The 22,692-nt window shown below is 60.9% G+C and carries 17 protein-coding genes; 11 read left to right on the forward strand and 6 right to left on the reverse strand.

Translation table 11 applies throughout. The features are described from left to right. Nucleotides 1–67 precede the first annotated feature (67 nt). Both GOB85_RS07175 and GOB85_RS07180 read right to left on the reverse strand, forming a co-directional pair. On the reverse strand, nt 68–547 hold the full coding sequence (locus GOB85_RS07175; protein WP_173576949.1) for a DUF2147 domain-containing protein: 480 nt from the start codon (nt 545–547) through the stop codon (nt 68–70). 394 nt (nt 548–941) lie between these two features. Then, nucleotides 942–1,535, reverse strand: coding sequence for a hypothetical protein (locus tag GOB85_RS07180; RefSeq protein WP_173576948.1), 594 nt, complete (start codon nt 1,533–1,535; stop codon nt 942–944). Between the two features lie 216 nt (nt 1,536–1,751). Between GOB85_RS07180 and GOB85_RS07185 the strand changes: the two genes are divergently transcribed. The 5 genes from GOB85_RS07185 (at nt 1,752) to GOB85_RS07210 (ending at nt 7,031) form a co-directional block, all read left to right on the forward strand. Continuing rightward, on the forward strand, nt 1,752–3,284 hold the full coding sequence (locus tag GOB85_RS07185) for a replicative DNA helicase (RefSeq protein ID WP_173576947.1): 1,533 nt from the start codon (nt 1,752–1,754) through the stop codon (nt 3,282–3,284). A gap of 232 nt (nt 3,285–3,516) precedes the next feature. Then, nucleotides 3,517–4,068 carry a DedA family protein gene (locus tag GOB85_RS07190; RefSeq protein ID WP_338421673.1) on the forward strand — a complete coding sequence of 184 codons (552 nt, stop codon included), beginning with the start codon at nt 3,517–3,519 and terminating at the stop codon, nt 4,066–4,068. A 63-nt stretch (nt 4,069–4,131) separates the two neighbouring features. Next, nucleotides 4,132–4,521: a TonB-dependent receptor domain-containing protein gene (locus tag GOB85_RS07195; RefSeq protein ID WP_194298712.1), complete on the forward strand. Its 390-nt coding sequence runs from the start codon at nt 4,132–4,134 to the stop codon at nt 4,519–4,521. Between the two features lie 162 nt (nt 4,522–4,683). Beyond that, on the forward strand, nt 4,684–6,000 hold the full coding sequence (locus GOB85_RS07205) for a cation:dicarboxylate symporter family transporter (RefSeq protein WP_173576946.1): 1,317 nt from the start codon (nt 4,684–4,686) through the stop codon (nt 5,998–6,000). Next, on the forward strand, nt 5,997–7,031 hold the full coding sequence (locus GOB85_RS07210; protein WP_173576945.1) for an Ldh family oxidoreductase: 1,035 nt from the start codon (nt 5,997–5,999) through the stop codon (nt 7,029–7,031). Before GOB85_RS07205 ends, GOB85_RS07210 begins: the two co-directional genes overlap by 4 nt. A gap of 458 nt (nt 7,032–7,489) precedes the next feature. Here GOB85_RS07210 and GOB85_RS07215 read toward each other — a convergent pair whose 3' ends face one another. Both GOB85_RS07215 and GOB85_RS07220 read right to left on the reverse strand, forming a co-directional pair. Continuing rightward, the gene (locus GOB85_RS07215; protein WP_173576966.1) at nt 7,490–9,505 is read right to left on the reverse strand and encodes a putative bifunctional lysylphosphatidylglycerol flippase/synthetase; all 2,016 of its coding nucleotides are present in this window, start codon (nt 9,503–9,505) and stop codon (nt 7,490–7,492) included. A gap of 52 nt (nt 9,506–9,557) precedes the next feature. Continuing rightward, nucleotides 9,558–11,216 carry a lysine--tRNA ligase gene (locus tag GOB85_RS07220; protein ID WP_173576944.1) on the reverse strand — a complete coding sequence of 553 codons (1,659 nt, stop codon included), beginning with the start codon at nt 11,214–11,216 and terminating at the stop codon, nt 9,558–9,560. 155 nt (nt 11,217–11,371) lie between these two features. On the opposite strand from GOB85_RS07220, the gene GOB85_RS07225 reads away from it, so the two are divergent. The 6 genes from GOB85_RS07225 to bfr all read left to right on the forward strand — a co-directional run bounded on the left by GOB85_RS07225 (nt 11,372) and on the right by bfr (nt 19,316). Then, a complete protein-coding gene (locus tag GOB85_RS07225; protein WP_173576943.1) occupies nt 11,372–12,958 on the forward strand; it encodes a DegQ family serine endoprotease in 1,587 nt (528 codons plus the stop codon). A 43-nt stretch (nt 12,959–13,001) separates the two neighbouring features. Beyond that, nucleotides 13,002–14,036 carry an FUSC family protein gene (locus GOB85_RS07230; RefSeq protein ID WP_173576942.1) on the forward strand — a complete coding sequence of 345 codons (1,035 nt, stop codon included), beginning with the start codon at nt 13,002–13,004 and terminating at the stop codon, nt 14,034–14,036. An 86-nt stretch (nt 14,037–14,122) separates the two neighbouring features. Continuing rightward, on the forward strand, nt 14,123–14,485 hold the full coding sequence (locus tag GOB85_RS07235) for a winged helix-turn-helix domain-containing protein (RefSeq protein WP_173576941.1): 363 nt from the start codon (nt 14,123–14,125) through the stop codon (nt 14,483–14,485). 106 nt (nt 14,486–14,591) lie between these two features. Then, nucleotides 14,592–16,085: a glucan biosynthesis protein gene (locus tag GOB85_RS07240; protein WP_242011658.1), complete on the forward strand. Its 1,494-nt coding sequence runs from the start codon at nt 14,592–14,594 to the stop codon at nt 16,083–16,085. 44 nt (nt 16,086–16,129) lie between these two features. Then, complete coding sequence (gene mdoH / locus GOB85_RS07245) at nt 16,130–18,265, forward strand: glucans biosynthesis glucosyltransferase MdoH (protein WP_173576964.1); 2,136 nt, start codon at nt 16,130–16,132, stop codon at nt 18,263–18,265. Nucleotides 18,266–18,827: 562 nt separating this feature from the next. Beyond that, nucleotides 18,828–19,316 (forward strand): bacterioferritin, encoded by a 489-nt coding sequence (gene bfr, locus GOB85_RS07250; protein WP_173576940.1) that lies wholly within the window; start codon nt 18,828–18,830, stop codon nt 19,314–19,316. Between the two features lie 4 nt (nt 19,317–19,320). Here the strand turns inward: bfr and GOB85_RS07255 are convergent, their stop codons facing one another. Beyond that, a complete protein-coding gene (locus GOB85_RS07255; RefSeq protein WP_173576939.1) occupies nt 19,321–19,977 on the reverse strand; it encodes a hypothetical protein in 657 nt (218 codons plus the stop codon). A 427-nt stretch (nt 19,978–20,404) separates the two neighbouring features. After that, nucleotides 20,405–22,678 (reverse strand): ComEC/Rec2 family competence protein, encoded by a 2,274-nt coding sequence (locus tag GOB85_RS07260; RefSeq protein WP_173576938.1) that lies wholly within the window; start codon nt 22,676–22,678, stop codon nt 20,405–20,407. Between the last annotated feature and the right edge of the window lie 14 nt (nt 22,679–22,692).

The following is a 22,692-nucleotide window of genomic DNA, read 5'->3' on the forward strand; positions in this document are numbered from 1 at the left end:
GATACTGCGCTCGGGTGATTTCAGTCCAGGCCATCTTGATCTCATCAGGTTATCGCAAACCCATGAATCATAACCCGCTGAAATCACTCAACTCATTTTCGGTCAGACACTGAGACCTGCCAAACAGCGACATCCCCACAAATCCACGCACAACAAGTTTCTGGCCACCATCTTTAAGTCTCATGCTGCAATCATAGACTTCACCACTTGCCGGATCGAGAATATTGCCACCTTCCCAGTGAGACCCATCCTTTTTCATGCCTCTGATAATAGGTAATCCTGTCAGCAACTGATCTTTGCGCTCATCCTTACAGGCCGTGCATCGCCGGTCAGGCGGAATGGCCGGATCAAGGCTCCGCACAATCTCACCGCCGAATTCACCAGATGCTGTTTCAGAAATCCTCACAATAGCTTTAGGTTTTCCTGTCCTGTCATCAATGGTCCGCCAGAGTCCGACCGGGCTCATCGCCGTGTCAGCGTAAGCAACGCTTCCCCACATAAAAATCGAAAACGAAATAATCATTACAGATGAGACAAGTCTTTTCATCGTTTTCATTTCCATAAAAGGGAGCATTTATACCATCCCGCATAAAGACTGACCGTCATGCGAAGGCGTGCTGCGCACGACGGCCCCATCGCCCCGATCTGCTGACTAACAAAGCGGATTCCAAAGGTCTGTGACCTTTGGCGGGGTACGGGGCGGAGCCCCGGGACTCTCTTTCCGTGTGTCAGCCTCAACGCCGGATGGTATTAAAGGAAATACAGAAAATCAGACTCCGCTTCCGGACATTACATCGGTGAACAAACTGACCGGGCTCAGGTTTTCAGAAAAACAGATCACCTTTCTGTCAATCAGACCACATCGACGGCAAGACGACTCTGTCACACCGGATTCATGAAAATTGAACGTCCTGAAAAATATTCTCCCGATCAGTTTTCGTTCAGTTCAATGTGTTAAAATGGCGCACAATCCAGGAAACATTATAGAGCAGTGCCACTGTCACGAAAGCCATCTGAAACCGTCTGTTCGAAGACCAGGCCGCGACAGCACAGAGACAAAGATAAACAGGAACGCGAAACCAGTATTCCTCTGAAAACAAAGCATAATGCGCTGGCCCCTTGATCAGCGTATCGATCAGATCAAATACAACCGTAGCAGCCAGAACACCGAAAAACCACTTGCGCCGGGACATGAAAAAATCCCTGTAGCCGCTGTAATCACTGATCGTGTCCGGAAACAGAAGAGCACACAGAAAAAACAGAAAAATCATGTAAACAACAAGGAACAGATAAATTTCAAACGTCCAGTGCGGCACTTCGGCCAGCCAGCATTGCCACCACCAGAAATGCACAAGCGTCAGCAACATATTCAGAACCCAGCCGATATGCACAGCGTCAGGCCTGGCGGTCCCCGGATGCTGGATAATCTTCACAAGGCCGTTGAGAAGCCGGGTGACACTCAGGCCCAGAATCATTCCCAGAACCATCCGCACATGCTGAAAAATTTCGACGGGTGAAAGAGGCGGGGTCGTCATACGCAGCAGCCCTTAACCAGAGGAACCAACCAGTCCATAACAGGCACACGCGGCGAACCGAGTCTGTGCGGATCTTCCTCGCATGCAGGCGGATCAGCCACAATATAGCCGTGGCATCCGGGATCACAGGGCATCGTATTCCTGTCGTTATCGTGTGACGAACCACTTCCGGGGCTGCACCGGGATCGCATCAGATGGTAGAGAGGGGGCGTGAACATGATCGATTCCCCAACCCCCGCTACCGGCACCCCATCCTCTTCCCCGAACGGTGAAACCATTCTGGGCGTCTCCCTCCGTGCGCCCCCGGCAAACGTGGATGCCGAACAGGCTCTCCTCGGCGCCCTGCTTACCAACAACCGCGCCTATGACCGCGTCTCGGACTTCCTGACTGGCGCCCATTTCGCCAACCAGATCAACGGCGCCATCTACGACGCCATCGCGAAACGCATCGAGGGCGGCCAGCTCGCCGACCCGGTCACACTCCGCGCCACGCTGGAACACTCCGGCATCCTTGATGAAGTCGGCGGCATTCCCTATCTCGCCCGCCTGCTGACCTCGACCGTCGGCATTATCAACGCCGGCGATTACGGCCGCGCCATCCACGATGCCTGGCTGCGCCGCCAGCTCATTGACATCGGCGAAACCATGGTCAACAACGCCTTTGGCGGTGTTGATCTCGACGGTCAGGATCAGATCGCCGCCGGCGAAGAACAACTCTTCCGTCTCGCCACCGACAAAGGCCAGGATGGCGGCTTCACCGGCTTCGACAGGGCCCTCGCCAACGCTCTGGAGGTCGCCGAAAAAGCCTTCCGCAACGAAGGTGACGTCTCCGGCCTCACCTCCGGCCTGCGCGATTTCGACAAGAAAACCGGCGGCCTCCACCCCTCCGATCTTCTCATCCTCGCTGGTCGCCCCGCCATGGGCAAAACCGCGCTTGCCACCAAAATCGCGTTCTCCGCCGCGCGCTCCCTTCAGCGCAAAGCCGAAGAACAGGGAGACGGTGTCCAGCCCGAAGGCTCGGTCGCCATCTTCTCGCTCGAAATGTCCGCCGAACAGCTCGCCACCCGTATCCTCTCCGAACAGGCCGAAGTCTCCGGCGAGCGCATCCGTCGTGGTGATATCGGCCAGAAGGAATTCGACCGCTTCGTCCGCGTCAGCCGTGAACTCGCCCAGCTTCCGATGGTCATCGACGACACCCCGGCCATCTCCCTCTCCGCGATGCGAACCCGTTGTCGCCGCCTCAAACGCACCAAAGGCCTGAGCCTCGTCGTGGTCGATTATCTCCAGCTCATGCGCCCCGCCGTCGGCACCCGCCCCGACAGCCGCGTGCTGGAAATCTCGATGATCACCCAGGGCCTGAAAGCCATTGCCAAGGAACTGGAAGTCCCCGTCATCGCACTCTCCCAGCTCTCCCGTCAGGTCGAAAGCCGCGAAGACAAGCGCCCGATGCTCTCCGATCTGCGTGAATCCGGCTCCATTGAGCAGGACGCCGACGCCGTCATGTTCGTCTACCGCGACGAATACTATCTCCAGCAGCGTGAACCCAAAGAAACCGCCTTTGAATCGTCAGAAAAATATCAGATCGCCCTGGATGACTGGCGCCGCAAAATGGAACTCGTCCACAACAAAGCCGAGCTGATCCTGGAAAAACAGCGTCACGGCCCTACCGGTGCCATCCAGCTCTTCTTCGAAGGCGAATTCACCCGCTTCGCCGACCTCGATACGCTCCACGAAGACTATCATCAGTGATCCGCAAAACCTCAGCCCCTGCGGGTTCCCGAAGAACAGCCATGTCCCCGCATCCACTTCCCGCCTGACAGCCTTTTTTGCATGGTGCCACCCGGCCAGAAAATCCTGAGCGTGCCCGGCCGCGCCAGCAAAAGGACTAAGAACGCTGCTTCACCACCTGGATAACCTCCTCCAGCATTACGGCTACGGCGTCGTGACCCTCATTGTCATGGCCGAAAGCATGGGCCTTCCCGTGCCTGCCGAAGCCTGCATCATCACAGCATCGCTCTACACCCTGAAAACCCACCATCTGGAAATCCAGTGGGTTGCCTTAGCCGCCATCGCGGGCGCCATTATCGGCGATAATTTCGGCTATCTTATCGGCCGCAAAGTCGGTCTGCCGCTGCTGCGGAAACACGGAAGCAAAATAGGCCTGACAGAAAACAGGCTGATCCTCGGGCAATACCTCTTCCACCACCACGGCAGCGCAATCGTCTTCTGCGGCCGTTTCGTCTCCGTGATGCGCGTCTTCGTCGCCCTGCTCGCCGGCGCCTGCAGGATGCGCTGGCCCCGGTTCATGCTGTTTAACGCGCTGGGCGGTTCCTGCTGGGCCGGCGGCTACGCATTCGGCACTTACATGCTGGGTCGCAAGATCTCACAGGTCTCCGGCCCGGCCGGAATCGCCATCGGCGTTCTCGCCGCGGCCTGTATGGTCGGCACCGGCATGTTCCTGAAAAAGAACGAAAAGCAACTGACCCAAAAAGCACTAGCCGAAGCAAAAAGCGGTCAGCTCGCAGAACCCTGATGCCTTACGCCTGAAGAGCCGCCATCAGATGGGCCAGACGATTCGTGACCGTACGACAGTTCAGTGCTTTTTCAACGTGTTTCAGGCTCCATCAGTCATGAGTCCGACGACCGGCAGATGCTCAATGTCACAAGCACCAATTACAATCTCAATACAGGCGCCGCAGAAAGCCGGCTCAAACCGTTTAAACCAGAACAGGTCCTGACCTGCGAAGGCGGTTTCAAAACCATGCTGTTCGATCGCCACCTGCGCTTCAACGCCGCCGGATTCTACTATGACTATCGCGACCAGCAGCTTCCCGGATCCATCCCCGTACCACCCTACGATGTCCCTGGCGGCTACGTGAACGCCCCGCGCTCATACATCTGCGGCGGCGGAATTCGATATCGAAGCGCACCCCTTTCACGGCCTGACTCTGACACAGAACTTCAACTACCAGAACGGCGCCTATAAACAGTTCCAGAGCCTCAACCGTGGCACCACAACAAGCCAGTTCGCCGCTACTGGCTTTCCGGCGGAACCCAGGCCACCTTCTACGGCGTCATGCCCGGCCTGCCCCGCTTTGTCGGCGCACGTATCAACCTGACCTACTGACCGCCACCACAGGATCATCACATGACAGACATGCCGAAGACCGGAACCCCCTCACACAGGCGACTCCGCTTCGGCATTTTCCAGCAGGTCTGCGTCGCCACCATCATCGGCCTGATCCTGGGACTGGCCGACCCGGCACTGGCAGCAGAGACCCGCTGGACAACAGACCTGTTCCTGCATCTCATCATCATGGCCGTCGGGCCGCTGCTGTTCTGCATCATCGTCACAGGCATTACAGGAGCCGGTTCGCTCAGAACCGTCGGTCGCCTCGGCGTGCGGGCCCTGATCTATTTCGAGGCCATGACCACGCTCGTGCTCCTGCTCGCCGTGGGCGCGGCCCTGCTCATCCGTCCCGGCGCCGGAATGACCTTTACAGCCACACCCGCGGACTCACAGGCCGTCGCCTCCTATGCCGGTAACGCCCACCTTCTGCACAGCCAGGGCCTGACCGGCTTCCTCATGGCCCTGATTCCCCATTCACCAGCCTCCGCCTTCGCGGAAGGCAACGTGTTGCAGATCCTGTTCTTCGCCATCCTGTTCGGATGCTGCCTGAATCAGATCGGACCAGCCGGAGCGCCCGTCGTCAGACTCGTGGAAAGCCTGTCCACGCTGTTTTCCCGGATGATGAAATATATCATCGCGGTCGCGCCACTGGGTGTCTTCGGTGCCGTCGCCACCACCACCGCGCGCTACGGCATCGGCGCCATCATTCAGCTTGGCGCCTTCACCCTGCTCTACTTTCTGGCGATCGCCCTTTTCGTCTTCGTCATCCTCGGAGGCTGCCTTGCCGCCTGCGGCATAAAGCCTGTGCGGTTCTTCCTTTATTTTCGGGAAGAGATTCTTATCGTCACCGCCACAACAAGCTCCGATGCCGTCTTGCCGGTCATCATGACGAAACTTGAGGCCATCGGCGTCTCCCGACAGGTCATCGGGCTCGTCGTTCCGGCGGGATATTCCTTCAATCTCGACGCCCTCTCGATCTATCTCGGATTTTCCGTCGTTTTCCTGGCCCAGGTCACCGGAACACACCTGACCTGGATTCAAATGGCGACAATGCTGCTCACCGCGCTCGTCACCTCCAAAGGTGCCCACGGCGTGCCCGGAATCGCCATCGTCGTCCTGGCTGCAACCCTGGCCGCCATTCCCTCCATTCCGGTCGCCAGCCTCGTCCTTCTTCTCGCTGTGGACTGGTTTATCGGAATTGCCCGCGCAGTGGGCAACCTTGCCGGAAACTGTGTGGCGCCGGTTGTCGTTGCCGCATGGGAAGGCCAGCTTGATCGCGACCGGGCAGCCGATATTCTCGGATATGCCGGGCAGGATAAGGACCAGACCGCATGAGTGAACCAGACCGGTTTCCGGAGCCACTCCTTCGTGACCGTACCGAAGCCCTTCTGACGCAGGCCGGCGCCCGCCCCGACGACGCGCGGGACACTACCCGCGCCCTGCTGTACGCCTCGCGCATCGGCGTGGACAGTCACGGTGTCCGTCTGGCACCCGGCTATGCGGAACTGCTCCGCTCCGGCGGCTTCAACGCCTCGCCCAACTATGCGCTGCGTCACACGGCACCGGCCGCCGCCATGCTGGATGCCGATAACGGACTCGGACACCCCGCCTCCTTCAAAGCAATGAACGCCGCCGTTGATCTGGCACGGGAAACCGGTATCGCCGCCGTCGGCGTCCATCATTCCTCGCATTTCGGCGCCGCAGGCGCCTATGCCGTCGCTGCGGCGGAACAGGGCATGATCGGTCTGGTCAGCACCAATTCGGATGCCGCCGTCTGCCTGTTCGGCGGAGCCGTTCCTTTTCACGGCACCAACCCCATCGCCATGGCGGCACCAGTCCCAGACACAAATCCCTGGCTGCTGGACATGGCGACATCATCGATCCCGTTCAACCGGGTAAAACTTTACCGCTCACTGAATCAGGCTCTTCCCGCAGGTGTCGCGGTCGATGCGAACGGTCACCCGACTCAGGACCAGCATGCGGCGGCTTTCCTCCAGCCTCTTGGCGGAAAGGATTATGGCTTCAAAGGCGCTGCTCTGGCAGGCGTCGTCACCATTCTTTCCGCTGTCATAACCGGCGCAACACCCGACCCGGAAATGGTCCCCACTGACGCAACCCGCAACGCAAATACGCCACAGAATGTCGGGCACTTTTTCATCGCCATCAATCCGGATCATTTCGTCGGACGCACCGCTTACGAAACCGCGATAACCCACTACCTCGCGCTTCTGCGAAACTCGCCTGCCACCGATCCCGCCCATCCGGTGATGGCGCCCGGAGACCGGGAATGGAAGGAAGCGGCCGAACGGATGAAGCATGGCATTCCTGTCGATCCCGATACGATGCAGGCGCTGGGACTAAAATAATACCGGCGGTTGTGAAGACTGACCTGTCGATGAGAAATCCGGGCTCTGCCCGGACCCGGCAGGGGTCGTCACGCGAAGGCGTGCTGCACTCCGATCAGTTGAATACAAGCCGGTTTCCAGAGGCTCTGTTGTCATTAAGTGCTGGCTCCTTCCCAGGGCTTTGCCCTGGAACCCACCAAAGGTCACAGACCTTTGGAAACCATTTTATTATGAATCAATCGGGGTGCAGGGGCCTGCGGTCCCTGCCGGGTCCGGGCAGAGCCCGGATCTGCTAACCCTTTGAAAAATAACAGATCAACACGTAACGACAACAGAGCCTTTGCCGAGTTCCAAGGCAGAAGAGCCCTGCTAATCCTGCCCTTTCCGGTCCTGCACCGGCAAGTCCTTCACCTGCCAGTCGCACACAGGTCAAAGGCCAGACCCTCTGATATAAAGCGCAGACCGCGAACAGAGCCTTCTCAGCCCCTGACCGGCGGACGTCCGAACAACTTTGAACGCACCAGACCAATCTGTTCAGACGGACAGGACAGATAAGCCCCGGGCACATCAGCCAGCGGCCAGTTCACCAGCCCCATATCGGCATAAATCGGCAGAAAGGTATCGCCGGTCCGCCAGAAAACGGGCCGGTGCCCCTCCTGCAACGCCAGATCGCGCAGACGCCAGATCACCGACGCACAATCCCCGTCCTCGCCAGCCGGATCGCCAAGCCCGACCACAAAGCTGCCACGCCGGCGGAACGGAATGGCGGCACTGCCACCCTCGCCTGTAATAAGTCCATCCGGCACAGGCCCGGGAATCTCCGGCAGAGCATGCGCAAGGCTGTGATACCAGGCGGCAGACTTCTCATCCCAGGGCCGCACGACAACACGACCAGGCCTTGCGAGACGACCGATGACAACCAGAGACAGCAACACCGCCAGCATCACAATCCAGCGGGCATCATTGTCTTCCGGAACGAACAGTTCCCACCAGCCCTCCGCGCCAGCCCGATGGGTCGCGATCACAACCGCGCAGCCAATCAGAAGCAGCAGAGACAGCAGGGTGGAAAAAGACAGCGGCTCGCTCAGCAGACGCGCGTGGCGATAATAACACCGGCGGAACGGCGCAATCAGAAAGGCTGAAAGCGCCAGGGCCAGCGGAACAAACGGGATATTGCCCCGAAGGAATGTCGCAACCGCCGCCAGCACCAGCAGACCAAGTGTCGCACCCCATGCCAGCGTCACGCGCTGGGAAAGCCCGATCGCCAGAGCAATCAGGGCCGCCCCAACGACGGTGAGCACATAATCGCCCACAACATTTGAAAGAAAGCCGATGATCTTCGATCCGCCATGAGCGTGAACCGGATTTATCAGCGGCAGAACCAGCAGCAGAATCCCGCAGAAAGCGACGGTGCCGGTCGAGACAGCCACGGAGAAATCCGCTTCACTCTCGCGCACAACCTGGCTCGGTCTGATCCGGCGTGGCTCTTCAGAGCCCTCCCTGCCAGCTTTACGCGACAGCAGAACAGCGTCACCACGCAGAAACAGCTCATGCGCGGCAAACATGCCCCCGGCCAGAAAAAGCGGAATGATATAGTAAAACAACCTGAAGACGAGGATCGCCCCCAGAATCTGCGGTGCCGGCAGATAAGGACCAAGCGCCAGCAGCATCGCGCCATCGAACACACCAAGCCCACCCGGCACGCTGGCCACGAGCCCCGCCGTGTAGGAAGCAATATAGATGGCAAGAAACGATCCATAATCCAGCGTTCCCGGCGGCAACAGCACAAAAGCAATTGCCGCGGTCGCAGCAACATCCGCGGCGGCAACCACGGTCTGAGCGACAGCCATCGGCGCAGACGGCAGTTCGATCTGCCGCCCCTTAAAGGTCAGCTCACGCCATTTCAGCGTCGCACCGATATAGGCCAGCACGCCAAGCCACAGCAAAACGCCCGCCGCCCGCAAAACCGGAACCGGCGCCCGATCGCCAAGAACCGGCAACACCCCGGGTTCGATCAGCAGCACGCTGCCGATCAGAACAGATGCCCCCAGCAGATAGGTCGCGGAACAGAAAGCAATGATCTGCGCGATCGCAAAAGGCGGCAGTCCCCAGTTCCGGTAAAGCCGGAAGCGGACAGCAGCACCGGACACGGCTGAAAAACCGAGATTGTGCGACAGCACATAAGAACAGAACGCCGCGAACGCCGTGCGAAGAAAAGACAGGTTTTTATGCCCGACCTGAATCACCGCCAGCCGGTCGTAGAATGACAGAATGAAATAGGACAGGAACGTACAGCCAACACCGGCCAGCAGAGCCCGCCGGGAAATACCATGCAGAGCCGTGCGGATATCCGCCATGCTGAGCGTGTGCAGTTCACGCCGCACAACAAAAATCGCCGCCACCATCAGCACCAGACCAATGAGGTGGGGCGCATGACGCAGCCACCGTTTCCAGCCGGACGGCGGCGGAACGGAAGCCGGCGCATGATCATGCATTCCGGTCACAGGCCTCTCCCCCGTCGGTCCGCAGTCAGACACACCCGGAGTCTCAGGCCTCTGAACTCCGGACCAGCGCCGCTTCAATCAGCGCAATCGTGCTCCGGACACCATACAACGCAATAAACCCTCCGAAACGCGGCCCCTCACTCTGCCCAAGAAGAACCTCGTAGAGACAGGTAAACCAGGAACGCAAAGGCTCGAACTTATGGCGCTTGCCAATCTCGAAAACCAGGTTCTGAAGCACCTCCGCAGAGGCCTCCTCGCCTTCATACATCCTGAGTGATTCCGCCAGATCAGTCAGTGCCTGAAGCTCCTGCTCATCCGGCAGACGATAGCTTTTCGCCGGCCGCACGAAATCAGTATAGAAGACAACCGCCCGGTCAACGAGCGTCGCCAGCATCGGATGAGTATCCGGCGATACCGCCGCATCATAGCGTCGCAGAAAGCCCCAGAGAACATCCGGGGTCTCGGCATTCGCCACGCTCGCCAGATTCAGCAACATGCTGAACGACACCGGACTACCGGCATGGTCGGGGATATGACCGGCATGAATAAACCATGCCGGACTGGTGCAAAGAGCCACCCGGTCCGCATCCGCCTCAACCGCATCGCCGGCTGCAACACAGCGTGCCTGCAAAGCCGCGGCCTTGTCGACATGCGCCAGATACTCGTCCGTGCCCCTGGGAATCACATCGAAAAACAGCCGCTTGGCACGCTCCGGGTGATTGAACATGAACTGGCTCAGGCTCTCGGGCGGCGCATAACGCAGCCATTCCTCAACCGAAAGACCATTGCCTTTCGATTTCGAAATCTTCTGGCCATTTTCATCCAGAAACAGCTCGTAAGTCAGTCCGGCCGGCGGCGGAGCCCCCAGAATGCGACAGATCTTCCCCGACAGCCGAACGCTGTCGATCAGATCCTTGCCTGACATCTCATAATCGACACCAAGCGCATACCAGCGCATGGCCCAGTCGGCCTTCCACTGCATCTTCGCAGCACCACCCGTGACCAGCGTCTCAAACCGCTCACCCTGCTCATCCGTCCAGCAGACAGTCCCGGCAACCGGATCAACCCTGTCCATGCGAACCTGCATCACCTGTCCGGTCTTCGGATGGATCGGCAGCACCGGCGAATACGTCTCCCGCCGCTCCGCACCGAGCGTGGGTCTGATGACCGCGACAATCTCATCATGCACTTCAAGAACACGACGCAGCGCCGCGTCAAAACGCCCGGACGTGTAGTATTCCGTGGACGAGGCGAAGTCATAGTCAAAGCCAAAGCTGTCCAGAAAGGACTGCAACCGGGCATTGTTATGAGCCGCAAAAGACCCGAACGTGCCGAACGGATCGGGAACCTTCGTCAGCGGCATTCCGATGAACTGCGTCAGCATCTCCCGGTTCGGCACATTGTCCGGAACTTTCCGCAAAGCGTCCATGTCATCCGAAAACGCCAGCAGGCGCGTCGGGCGACCTGTCAGCGCCGTATAGGCCTGACGAACCCAGCTCGTGCGCGCCACCTCGCCGAAAGTACCGATATGCGGCAGTCCCGAAGGCCCATATCCGGTTTCCAGCAAAGCCGGCCGGTCATCGCCTTTCGTGGCAACGTGTTCAGCGAGTTTTCGCGCCTCTTCAAACGGCCACGCCTTAGGAATGGCGCCGGAGGAAATAAAAGGGCGGCGATCCGCCAGAGATGCACTGTGCTCAGACATGGAGCGGGAAGCTAGAAACTGACCGGCCTCCGGTCAATCCAAATCGTACAGGACGAAATTGCACGCAGCACACGCCCGCGGGCTGTGCGACCGGGATTCGCTGGTTTAGAGTCCCGGCACTTTCAGCACGTTCAGATAAAAGAGCATCGCCCTTCATGCGCCTTTCAGGCTTTCCCGCCACCCGCCGCGTCCTTGCCCTTTCACTCAGCGTCACCAGCGCCCTCTGGGTCACGACAGCACTCGCACCCCATGCCCGCGCGGCACAGGATGCCCCGCCCGCGGTCGCCCCAGTGGTCGCCCCCGCAGTCACCCCCGCAGTCACCGTGGATGCCCGCGGCGTGCCGGACAGCTTCGCGGATCTTGCCGACCGCCTGCTTCCCGCCGTGGTCAACATCTCCACCACGCAGACCCTGAAAGGCGACTCTGAAGATGAAGAGGGTGAAGAAGGACAGGGACCTCAGATTCCTGATTTTCCACGCGGTTCTCCGTTCGAAAAATTCTTTCACGACTTCATGAACCGGCAGAACACGCCAAATTCGCCGCCCCGCAAGATGCAGGCCCTTGGCTCCGGCTTCATCATCTCCGCCGATGGCTATATCGCCACGAACAACCACGTCATCCGTCACGCGGACAAAATCACCGTCACATTGCAGGACAACACCGTCCTGCCAGCGAAACTCATCGGACATGATGAACGCACCGACCTCGCCGTCCTGAAAATCAGCAGCCCCCGCCCGCTGCCCTTCGTCTCCTTTGGCGACAGTGACACCGCCCGCGTCGGCAACTGGGTGCTGGCCATCGGCAACCCGTTCGGTCTCTCCGGCACCGTCACCGCCGGCATCGTCTCCTCCCGCAGCCGCAACATCGACCAGGGTCCGTACGACGACTTCATCCAGACCGACGCCTCAATCAACAAAGGCAACTCCGGCGGCCCGCTCTTTGACATGCACGGCGCCGTCATCGGCGTGAACACAGCCATCTATTCCCCTTCCGGCGGCTCCGTCGGCATCGGCTTCTCCATCCCGGCCAACGAAGCAAAAGGGATCATCGAACAGCTCCGCAAAACCGGAAAAGTCTCACGTGGCTGGATCGGCGTGCGCATTCAGGACGTCACGCAGGACATCGCCGACGGCCTCGGCCTGAAACCCGCGAAAGGTGCCCTCGTCGCCGGCGTCGAACCAAAAGGCCCGGCTGCAAAAGCCCTGCTCACCACAGGCGACGTGATCCGGCAGCTCAATGGCAAAGACATCGAAGGCCGCGCACTGCCGCGTCTGATCGCCGACCTGCCCGTTGGCTCGCAGGCGCATCTCACCGTCTGGCGCAAAGGGAAAATCACAGACATCCCTGTGACAATCGGCGCCCTCCCCGAATCGAAGACCGACCCCGAGGAAAAACCCGCGAAATCCAGCGCCCCAAAGTCAGACAAAGCCGTCGATCTCGGTGCGCTCGGCTTCAGCGCCGCCTCCATCACAGACGAGTCGCGAAAAAAATACCGGCTTTCCGACGACCAGAAAGGCGTCGTGGTCACGGGCGTCGTCGATGGTGGCCCCGCCGCGGATCGCGGCATGAAGCCCGGCGATGTGGTCACCGAAGTGCAGCAGACAGCCGTGAACAGCCCGGCGGAACTCCGCAAAGGCATAGAAACAGCGCAAAAGGAAAAGCGTCATTCCGTCCTGCTCCTCGTGCACGATATGGACGGCCTGCGCTGGGTGCCTTTCCCGCTCGATGGCAGCGCGCATTAAGATCGCCTGCGGGAATCGCGCCCGCATGACGACGGAGCACTGAATGCCCATCGCCATCCCCGAGCGGTCAGCCGGCACAATCGTCCGCCAGGCCATCCGCGTTCTGGTCGCCATCGGCGTATCGGAAATCCTCAGTCAGCTTCTGCGTCTGCAGGACCCGGCATGGGCGCTCATTACGGCGGCCGTCGTCACACAGACCACCATCGGCGAAACCGTCTCAAACGGACAAAGCCAGATCCTCGGAGCCCTGATCGGAGGGGCCGCAAGCCTGATCGCCATCAGCCTCCATCAGCTGGGCCTGCCCGGGGAAGCCGCCCTCTGGTCAGCCCTTATCCCCCTCGCCGCACTCGCCGCCTGGCGCCCGCAGACACGGCTCGGTCTGGTCACCGTGCTGATCGCCATGCTGTTCCCCTCCGATAACTCGCCCTTCTTCGTGCCGATCCAGCGCGTCATCTGCGTGCTGGCAGGGGTCATCGTCTCGATGGTCGTGTCCTTCGCCGTGCTGCACGAACAGACCCGGCGCGATGCCTTCCGTCTCGCCGCCGCCATGATACGCGGCATCGGCAGCATCCTCGACGGCGCGGCCCATCACAATATCGGCTGGCACGACATCCAGTCCCTGGACGACACCTGCGCCACATGCCTCCGCCGCATCGCCGCCAATGTCGGAGAAGCCCGCCGCGAACGCTGGACAAGCCTGGAAAAGCGCGACCCCATGCTGGCTGCCCTGCCCCAGGCCCTGCAACAACTTCAGACCGACGCCATGGTGTTCGCCCGGGCCGCGCTCGCCAGCCCGGTCCACGATGCTCAGGACGCCCAGACGCTGGTGCGCGGCCTCGTGTCAGCCCTGGAACAGATCGCCAGAGGCTGTGATGAACAGGCACAGGGACGCCAGCCGGCAGACGACTATACCCGCGAGGCCCTTGCCGCCATTCCACATGATGACATCACCGCCGCACCGGAATGGCGCTTCATCCTGCGTATCCTGAGATCGGATATGACAGCCTTCATCAGCTTCCTCACCGATACCGGTGACAAAAACCGGAACAGCACATCCGGCTCGCCGGCCAGTGCCTGAAAGACAGCCCGAAACGGATGATTTTCTCTCGACAGCAGAACAACAGCCGCATAGCACGACCCGGTAACAAAGGAGGCAAACGTCTGATGGTGCCTGCACTGCGCCTGACCCTGCGGATCGACGTGGAGGGGCATCCAACCCTCGGCCACGGCAAAATCAGGCTCCTGGAACACGTGGCGGCCACCGGCTCCATCTCAGCGGCAGGACGCGCCATGGGCATGTCCTACCGGCGGGCCTGGCTGCTGATCGATGCGCTGAACCATCAGTTCACAAAGCCCCTGGTCGAAACAAAACCCGGCGGCGGCGGCGGCGCAAGCCTGTCAGAAACCGGCCAGGCCGTTGTTGACTGTTACCGCGCGGCAGAGAAAGAAGCGACGGCAGGAGCGAAAGCCTCGCTGGGAACGCTTGCCAGTCTGGTCAAACGCCCTGAAAAAGCCGCAGCATCGTAACAGAGTGACAATCGAAACAATGGTTCTGGACAGATTCGGGAGAACAGGAAGCGTGTCATCATCAGTTTTGCGTCGCGATCTTCTGCGCACGGCAAGCGGCGCGGCCATGGCGGCCCTTGCGTCGGATCTGTTCAGCACCTCCGCGAAAGCCGCAGACGCACCCGCCGGTCCCACGCCTTTCGATAACAGCACCGTGGCACAGATCGCCCGCAAACTGGCCGCCAGCCCTTACAGCGGCCCGGACCAGTCACTCCCCAAAGCCATCGATAATCTGAACTTCGACCAGTTCCGCTCCATCGATTACCGCCCCGATCAGGCCCTGTGGCACGGCCAGAACCTCGCTTTTGACGTCGAATTCTTCCCGCGCGGCTTCCTCTACCGCCCCCGCATCGAAATCTTCGAAGTGACAGACGGAAAATCCGCGCTGGTCCCCTACAACCCCGACCTGTTCAGCTACGGCGACCCGATGCTGCGCGTCACCGATAATCTCGGCTTCGCCGGCCTGCGCCTGCGCTATGCGATCAACACCCCCGGAATCATGGAAGAATGCGCCGTCTTTCTCGGCGCCTCCTACTTCCGGGCCGTCGCGAAAAACCAGAATTACGGCCTCTCCGCCCGAGGCTTCGCCGACGGAACCGGTGACCCGAAAGGCGAAGAATTCGCCCTCTTCCGCTCCTTCTGGCTGGAAAAACCCCAGCCCGGCGTCGATTCCATCGTCATCCACGCGCTGCTCGACAGCCCGTCCGTCGCCGGCGCGTTCCGCTTCACCATCCGTCCGGGCGAAACAACCGTCTTTGACGTGCAGTCCACCTTCTTCCCCCGCGTGAAGATGGAAGAATCCGGCATCGCGCCCCTGACCGGCATGTTCTATTTCGATTCCAACGATCGCAACCACATCGATGACTGGCGCCCCGCCGCGCATGACAGCGAAGCCCTGCAGATCTGGACAGGCTCCGATCAGGAACTCTACCGCCCGCTGCGCAATCCGCTCGATCTCCAGTTCTCCGCCTTCACGGATGTCTCTCCGCGCGGCTTCGGCCTGATGCAACGCCGCCGCTCCTTCCACGATTTCGAAGACCTCGCACTCAATTACGAGAAGCGGCCCTCCCTGTGGATCGAGCCAATCGGCGACTGGGGAACAGGCGCCGTCGATCTCGTCGAAATCCCGACACCCAACGAAGTCAACGACAACATCGTCTCCTTCTGGCGACCTGAAACCCCGCTCGAAGCCGGCCATGAATACAGCTACACCTACCGGATGTACTGGGGCTGGGACACACCATTCCCGACGAAACTGGCCCGTGTCGGCGCCACCCGCATCGGCGCCGTCACCGACCACAAGGACGACCGCTTCTTCGCCATCGACTTTGCCGGCGGTCCTGTCGCCAACACAGGGCCGGATGCGAAATTCCACCTGATCCCGCAGGCCTCGGCCGGCACGATCCGCAACGTCGTCGTCGAGCCTAATCCAAATATTAACGGCTGGCGCACCACATTTGAATTTGCGCCCGGCAACGTAAAGCTGGCGGAACTCAGCGCCGTACTTGCCAATGATCAGGGACCGGTTTCAGAACGATGGGTATATCGTTGGACACCATAACAACAAGATCCGGCACGGAAACCGCCAGCACGGGGGCAGCCGACATGGATGCAGTCAGTCCGCTGGCACGGTTTCCCGCCCTGCCGCCCGAAGCACCGATGCGGATGGACGCGCAGGATCTTCATGCCGCGCCTGACAGGCACGGACGCGACCATGCCCCGGAAACCGAACCCAGGCTGATCGCGCTCCGACGGTTCTCCGTGATCGGCTCCGCCATGGCGCTGACCGCTTACGGCGCGTACCAGATGCACCTCGTGCTGGATGCCAACGGCGCCTCCGTGCTCGGCGTCATCATGCAGATCCTGTTCGTCGCCCTGTTTCTCTGGATCGCCCTGGCGTTCACATCCTCCATCGCCGGCTTCTTCTCGCTGCTGACCCGGGGCGGCCTCGGTCTGGGCATCCACGCGGACGGGCCTCTGCCCTCCCTGCGCACCCGTATCGCGCTGCTGATGCCAACCTACAACGAAGACCCGCACCGCGTGATGGCCGGTCTGCGCGCCATCCACGCCAGCCTGCGGGAAACCGGTCAGGCCGGGGTCTTCGACATCTTCATCCTGTCGGATACGACAAACCCCGATGTCTGGATCGCCGAAGAAGCCGCTTTCCTCGATCTGCGCCGCGATACAGGCGATAACACCCATATTTTCTACCGCCGCCGGGCGAAAAACATCGAGCGCAAAGCCGGCAATGTCGGCGAATGGGTCCGCCGTTTCGGCAAAGCCTACCCGCTGATGGTGACCCTGGACGCCGATTCCGTCATGGACGGCCGCACCCTCGTCCGAATCGCCGCCGCGATGGAACGAAACCCCGATGTCGGCCTGATCCAGACCCTCCCCATCATCGCAGGCGGAACCACGCTGTTCGCCCGCATGCAGCAATTCGCAGGCCGCGTTTACGGACCGCTCATCGCCCACGGCATCGCCTGGTGGCACGGCGCGGCCAGCAATTACTGGGGCCACAACGCTGTCATCCGCACAGCCGCCTTCGCCGAACAGGCCGGCCTGCCCCACCTCCCGGGACGCAAACCCTTCGGCGGCCACATTCTCAGCCACGATTTTGTCGAGGCCGCCCTCATGCGGCGCGGCGGCTGGGCCATTCACATGGTCCCCGCCCTGCTCGGCTCCTACGAAGAAAGCCCGCCCTCGCTAACCGATGTTGCCATCCGCGACCGCCGCTGGTGTCAGGGCAATCTTCAGCACTACAAAGTCGTCCCCACAAAAGGCCTGCACTGGCTGAGCCGCCTGCACATGCTCATGGGCATCGGCTCCTATGTCACCTCACCGCTCTGGCTGGTCTTCCTGCTGGTCGGCATCCTCATCTCCCTGCAGGCCCGCTTCGTGCGGCCGGAATATTTCGGCGACACGAAAACCCTCTACCCGCACTGGCCCCAGGTCGATCCAATCCAGGCGAAATTCGTGTTCATGGCCACCATGGGCATCCTGCTGGCACCAAAGCTCTTCGCTTACATCGCCCTGATGTTCGACAGAACGACGCTCAGGGAATGCGGTGGCGCGGCCCGAACCGCGGCGTCCGTGCTGGTCGAAACGCTGATCGGCGGCCTGATTGCCCCGATCGCCATGCTCATCCAGACAACCGGCGTGATCTCCATTCTGAGCGGTCAGGATTCCGGCTGGAACGCCCAGAGACGCGATGACGGCCGTATTCCCCTGGGCATTATCGTCCGCGGCTACTGGCGGTTCACCCTGTTCGGCCTCATCCTCGGCGCCTGCGCCTGGGCCGTCTCCCTGGCGCTGTTCCTCTGGATGACGCCGGTTCTGCTCGGTCTGGTGCTGGCAATTCCTCTGGCGGCCCTCACGGCAAGCCGCGATGCCGGCCAGGCCCTGCGTCGCGCCGGCCTCCTGCTCGTGCCGGAAGAAACGATGCCACCGGACGTGCTGGTGAAAGCCTCCCAGGCCCTGGCCCTCCCGGAACCCGCCCGCCCGCAGGACGCTCTGGTCGCTCTGCGAACCAGTCCCTCCCTGATGGCCAGTCACCGCGCCATGCTGCCGCCGCCACGCCAGCCCGGCGACCCGATCGATCCGGACTGCCTCGTAGGACTGCTCAAACTTCAGGAAGCCCGCTCGCTCTCCGATGCCGACGTCAGACTGACCCCAAAAGAAAAAGCCGCGGCCCTCACAGATGCCCGCAGCCTGGACCGCCTGCTTTCCCTCCCCGGCTGACTCCGGCCTCGGAAGCAGATCCGGGCTCCGCGCCCGACTTCGCCGGTCTTTCCCAGGGCTTTGCCCTGGAACCCACCAAAGGTCACAGACCTCTGGAAACCATTTATGATCAACAAATCAGGGTGCAGGGGCCTGCGGTCCCTGCCGGGTTCGGGCAGAGCCCGGTCTTCCGCCAGCCCTTTGAAAAATCACAGATCAACACGTAACGATAACAGAGCCCTTCCAAAGGCCCGCGACTTTTGGCGGAATGGGGGGCGGAACGCCGCGGCTCTCTTTCCGCGTGTCAGTCTCAACGCTGGCGGGTATTGGCTATCTGTGAACCGGAACCAATCCCTTCAGCACTCCGGATCATCCCCTCCATAAAAGTCGCGCAAAGAGCAAATCCCACTGCAACCAGTATCCGCACAGTCATGAAACAAACATCCATTCCCTCACCAGTTGCGAATGCAAGTCACTTCTTGTATTACCTTGATAAAACTACATTTTTTTGATTGCGCGCACCCGGAAATCCAGTGTAGAGGCAATCCATTCCCCTTAATCCATTCCGCCAGGACGTATAACCATGCCCATCAAAGACCCGAAGATCATCGAGCATCTGAACACGCAACTCACCAACGAGCTGACAGCCATCAATCAGTATTTTCTCCATGCCCGCACCCTGCGCCACTGGGGCGTGACGCTGCTCGGCAAGAAAGAATACGAAGAATCAATCGAGGAAATGCGCCACGCCGACCTGCTGATCGAGCGCATCCTTTACCTGGGCGGTCTGCCGAATGTGCAGCGGCTGAACACCATTCTGGTGGGCCAGGACGTCAAGGAAATCCTCGAATGTGATCTCAAGCTCGAAGAAAAGGCGATCGGCGATCTGCGTGAAGGCATCGCATATTGCGAAAGCGTCCGCGATTACGTGTCGCGTGATCTTTTCGTAAAGATCCTCGAAAACGAAGAAGAGCATGAAGACTTCCTCGACCGTCAGTTCGACCTCATCAGACAGGTCGGTATCGAACGCTACATCCACCTGAACTCCGCGCCTGCTCCCGAGCAGGGCTAAGTCTTCACACTGACTGGCCGCACGCGCCCACCGCGTGCGGCCAGAGGACATGGGTGATGCCCATGTCCTGGTCACGCCACCGCGCAAGCGTGACCAGTGAGGCCGCCGCAACAGACACATCCTCGTGATCATCACCCGGTGTCACCGCGGCGTCCCTCCGTCCTTTAGCGGACTCAAACCCCATCACAGACGACTCTGACGGGAACGACTCAGGCCGGGCCGATTCCGCGATGCCAGTCGTCCGTCGCAGCCAGTATCCCGCTGCGGCAAGACATGCTCCCAGCTGCGTCACCGCGGCCGCAAAGGGCGCCAGCACATGATGATGTGAAAAGACCGGGCGCAGCGCAGACCTCACCGCGGACTCATCGCCCTTCTGTGCCGCTGCCGTCGCTTCAAGAAGCTGATGCTCTGTCCTGCTGATATCCCGACAGCCACGCATCCGCACATCAAGCGGCGTCATTCCCAGCCCCGAAAGACGGTCCAGGGCCATACGAAACGCTGCCCCCAGCGATTCCGCATCTTTTCGAAAGCAGGAATTATCCAGAGAGCCAAACCCCAGCCGGCAAAAGGGCCGGCCAGGCCCCACAAAACAGCGCAGCATCCACACAGCCATCCGCTCGTCGCCGGACAGATCAGTCAGAATATCGGAAATTGCGATCATGGCACCCTTCGGGCCGCTGGCCCGCTCCCTGTCGTGATGCCTCACCTTAATTGCAAACAATTCTCATTTGCAAATTAAAAAACACCGCCTGCTGATATTCTGCCCCGTGCCGCACAGACCTGCGGATACAAAGCAGCCTCCTCCTGGGTCCTCCCCACATCCCACCAGAGGCGCGTCTCCGGAAAGGCGCTGTTCGCGTGACGTGTTGATCTGTGATTTTTGCAGAATCCGGGCTCTGCCCGAACCTGGCAGGGACCGCAGGCCCCTGCACCCCGATTGATGAATAATAAAATGGTTTCCAAAGGTCCGTGACCTTTGGTGGGTTCCAGGGCAAAGCCCTGGGAGGGAGCCAGCACTTAAGGCGAACAGAGCCTTTGCCGGATTCCACGGCAGAGCCCTGCCATTCCTTCCCGATCCACGCGGAAAACTACTCCTCCTGCGCCAGCGGCAGATTGGGAACCCCATGTCCCCCCGGCCGCATCACCCACAAACGTTGCCCCGACCACGACCGGTCCGACACCACACGGATACCCCCGGACCGCAACCAGACCGCCTGCGCCCCCTCCCGCCAGACCGTGAACCGGTCCAGGGTCCGCACTCCCGGACAGGAACGCCGCGCGGGGCTGACCGTCACAAAAAGATCCATTCCCGCACAGACGTTATCCGGCAATCGCACGTCCCCGTCCGAGTGATCCTCCGCACGCAGAAGCACAGACCAGTCCCCCCGCGAGATCACACACACACCGGGAGCACCCTCTTCCCGACAGGACACCTCACCATCCGCCGTCCCGCCACCAGCCGGCAGATCCGCCAGCGGACGCGCAAAAGCCCGCGACAAAGCATCCCGCTCAAACCACGCATCCCGCGACCGCCCCACAATCAGCAACCGCCCGCCATCACGAACCGCCACGAGGCCACCATCCGGCGCAACCACCAGATCAGGGAGGGGCGTCAGAAACGGTGACAGAAACCCGACCAGAACCGGCGCAAGACCAAGGAGACGCCAGCGCCGCGTCCAGAGACAAAGCCAGCACAGCCCCAGTAAAAACGTGGCCAGTCCCCATCCCGGCGTCAGCGGCACCGCAATCCGCGCCGCAGGCCAGGACGCCACCTCCCGCGCAGACCAGACAATCGCATGAATGCCCCAGCCCATCGGCACAAACATCAGGGCATCCAGATGAAACGGCATCAGCAGGAGCCCCAGCAGCCCCGCCGGCATCACCCATAAGGCCGTCAGCGGCACCGCCATCAGATTCGCAACGACAAAAAACGGCTGAATCTCCCCAAAATGCGCCATCGACACCGGTAGCGTCGCCACGCCAGCAAGAAGACTGGTCAGCGCAAGCATGACGATATGCACAAACAACCGCTGCCTCAGTCCCCCTTCGCCATACAGTCGCATCAATGGCCGACGCAGAACCTCATAGCCTGCAATCAGCCCCATCACCGCCGCGAAAGACATCTGAAACGGAACATCCAGCAATACAGACGGCCCCGTCAGCAGCAACAGTGCCGCCGCAACCGCAAGCCCCCGCATCGACGCAGCCCTGCGCCCGGTCACAAGCGCCAGCACAACAAGCGCCGCCATCGCCAGACTGCGCAGCGCCGGCAGATGAAGCCCCGTCAGAACGACATAAATCGCTCCGCCCAGCAGCCCCGCCAGAGCGGAAATTTCCTTGCATGGCCAGCGCAGCGCCGCCCATTCCACAGACACCAGCCCATACCGCGTGACGGCCACAATCAGCCCCACGACAATGCCAAGATGAAGCCCCGCCACAGCCAGCAGATGCGACAATCCGGAAGCCGCAAACGCATCCCTGTCGGAAGCAGGAATGGCTGCGGACTGCCCCGCCAGTAACGTCGCGCCGATCGCACCATCCGTTCCGGGCAGCACCGACATCACGCGGTCCGCCACACCCTCACGCAGCCGTTCAAGAAACATCCGGCCAGCAGCACCATTCCGGCCACGACCGGTTTCACCCGCCGCCGGCTCCCCTGCATCTCCCTCAGCGGAAACAGCGCTTCCCTCAGGCGCAGCCCCCGCCTGATCCGCCGGAACAGTATTCTCAACCGGAGCAAACCCCGCCCGACCCAGCGCCCGACCCGTACCGGCAAGGCCGCCGAACCAGGCCTCACGCTGCATATCCCGCGTCCCGGGCATCACCGGAAAAGGCGGCGCAGACAGGAGCGCCCGCACCTGCAACCTGTCACCCGGCCCGAAAACCAGATCGTCATCATTCCGCAACCGGATTTTCAGGGAGCGCCGAAGGGGAGCCATTCCGGCATCAAGCCAGGTGTCAAACCGCACATCACCCAGAGTGACGCGACGACTGCCCGGATCACCCGTCGCGCGGGACGGCAGCTGATCGACCGACAGAACCCGGCCCGTCAGAATCACCCCGCGTCGCGGCAGTTCCGGCATCTGCGCCGCCCGATGCCCCTCGCTCCAGGCCGCCAGAAACCCAAGCGAAACACAGAGCAGAGCACAGCCGGCAATCCGCCCCGACAGACGCCACCAGCCAGCAAAAAGAACAGGAAAAGAAAGAAACAGCCCGATAACAGCCAGCCAGGGAGATGGCTCGTATCGGGGCTGAAACCAGGCCAGCACACCCAGTGCCAGCCCGACCGGAAGCCAGAGCGGCAACCGGTGGCGTTCGGAAAGAAGAAGCGCCTGAAAACGATCCGGCAGCGACCCACTCACCCGAATCAGCCTCC

Origin of the sequence: Acetobacter fallax (assembly GCF_011516735.1) — a bacterium.
Classification (GTDB): Bacteria; Pseudomonadota; Alphaproteobacteria; order Acetobacterales; family Acetobacteraceae; genus Acetobacter; species Acetobacter fallax.